We start from the raw sequence: 1,918 nt of genomic DNA on the forward strand, positions 1-1,918 counted from the left end.
CCAGCATGGGCGTGCACTAATCGGTGAAAGTCCGTAATGGAGGCTGATAGTGCCAACCATTTAGCTTAAGACAAGGGTGTCCATTGTGAGGTGGAATCTGAAGGAAGTCGGCGGCAAACCTTTGGTCTGAGGTATACAAATCACATTTGAGGCTTAATTCTGTGGGTGAGCTTGCTAGACAAAGCAAAGCCCTATAACTATCCGAAAACAGATAAAGTAAATGTGGCAGATTGATGAAGGGAAAGTGCACGTTCTTACCTGGGGAGGTCTGATAGATACATCACAAAAGGATTAAATTTCTAGGTGATAACCTATGTAGTGATATATAGCTGAACTATCAGAAGTCAGCAGACGCCATAGTACTTCGCTAACCGCGTTAGCGGAGAAAGGGCTGAACATTAGGAGGTTTACAAATTTGGATAACTCAAAGAAATTACAAAGAAAGCAGACAACTCAATATAGAGATCATTCTGTGGAAGTAGAAGTGGAACTTCGAGATAAGCAGAAGATGCCGAGTAATTTTATGGCGTTAGCAAATAGAGAAAGCGTAAACGATGAGTCATTTGATACTAGTAGATTATTTGAAGAAGTACTTGAAAGAGATAATATGTTACAGGCACTTCAAAGAGTACTTAGAAATAGGGGAAGTCATGGGGTTGATGGAATGAAAACCGATGAACTTCGGGAGCATATCAAGAAACACTGGGCTTCAATTAAAACTAAACTACTAGAAGGAAAATATAATCCGTCGCCTGTTAGGCGGGTAGAAATACCAAAACCTGATGGCGGGATTAGATTGTTAGGAATACCAACTGTACAAGATAGAATGATTCAACAAGCAATTGCACAAGTTTTAAATAATATTTACGAACCTACATTTTCAGAAAGTAGTTATGGATTCAGACCCAATAGAAGTGCAAAGAATGCAATAACCAAATCTAAAGAATATATAAATGAAGGTAATAGATGGGTTGTAGATATGGATTTAGAGAAATTCTTTGATAAAGTTAATCATGATATTCTAATGAGTAAGCTAGAGAAGAAAATTAAAGATAGGAGATTACTGAAATTAATAAGGAAATACTTGCAAAGTGGAGTATTTATTAATGGAATAAAGATATCTAGTGAAGAAGGAACTCCGCAAGGTGGACCTTTAAGTCCACTTTTAGCGAACATAATGTTAGATGATATGGATAAAGAATTGGAAAAGCGTGGACATAAATTTTGTAGATATGCAGATGATTGTAATATCTACGTTAGAACTAGAAAAGCAGGCTTGAGGGTTATGAAATCTATGACGGAACTTATTGAAAATAAGCTCAAACTTACAGTAAATAAATCCAAAAGTGCAGTAGACTTAGTATCCAGAAGAAAATTTTTGGGATTTTCGTTTTACTTTTCAAAAAGAGGAGCAGAGATGAGAATTCACGAAAAGTCCATTAAGAGATTTATAGAGAAAATCAGAATTCTTACTAATAGAAATAAAGGAATTAGTATGGATTTTCGGATGATGAAATTAACTGATGTAATAAAAGGATGGATAAACTATTATGGAATAGCTAACGCTGGCGCAAGGCTGACCAAATTAGACCAATGGATAAGAAGAAGGTTGAGGGCTTGTATTTGGAAACAGTGGAAAAAGGTCAAAACAAGATATAGAAATCTTATTAAACTTGGGATACCTAAAGACAAAGCCTATCAATATTCAAATACAAGAAAAGGCTACTGGAGAATATCCAATAGCCCTATACTACACAGGTCTATAAATAACAAATACCTAGAATCACTAGGATTCGTTAGCCTAACAAGCAAATATCAAAAGATACATTAATTTCTAATGAACCGCCGTGTACCGAACGGTATGCACGGTGGTGTGAGAGGACGCTAAATAAAATAATTATTTAGCTCCTACTCGATT

1 protein-coding gene is annotated in these 1,918 nt (G+C 35.9%); it reads left to right on the forward strand.

All coding sequences use genetic code 11. The features are described 5' to 3' along the window. Window positions 1-415 precede the first annotated feature (415 nt). Window positions 416-1,831, forward strand: coding sequence for a group II intron reverse transcriptase/maturase (gene ltrA, locus CLVI_RS17115; RefSeq protein ID WP_207655407.1), 1,416 nt, complete (start codon window positions 416-418; stop codon window positions 1,829-1,831). Window positions 1,832-1,918: the final 87 nt, after the last annotated feature.

The sequence above is a fragment of the Clostridium vincentii genome (assembly GCF_002995745.1).
GTDB lineage: Bacteria > Bacillota > Clostridia > Clostridiales > Clostridiaceae > Clostridium > Clostridium vincentii.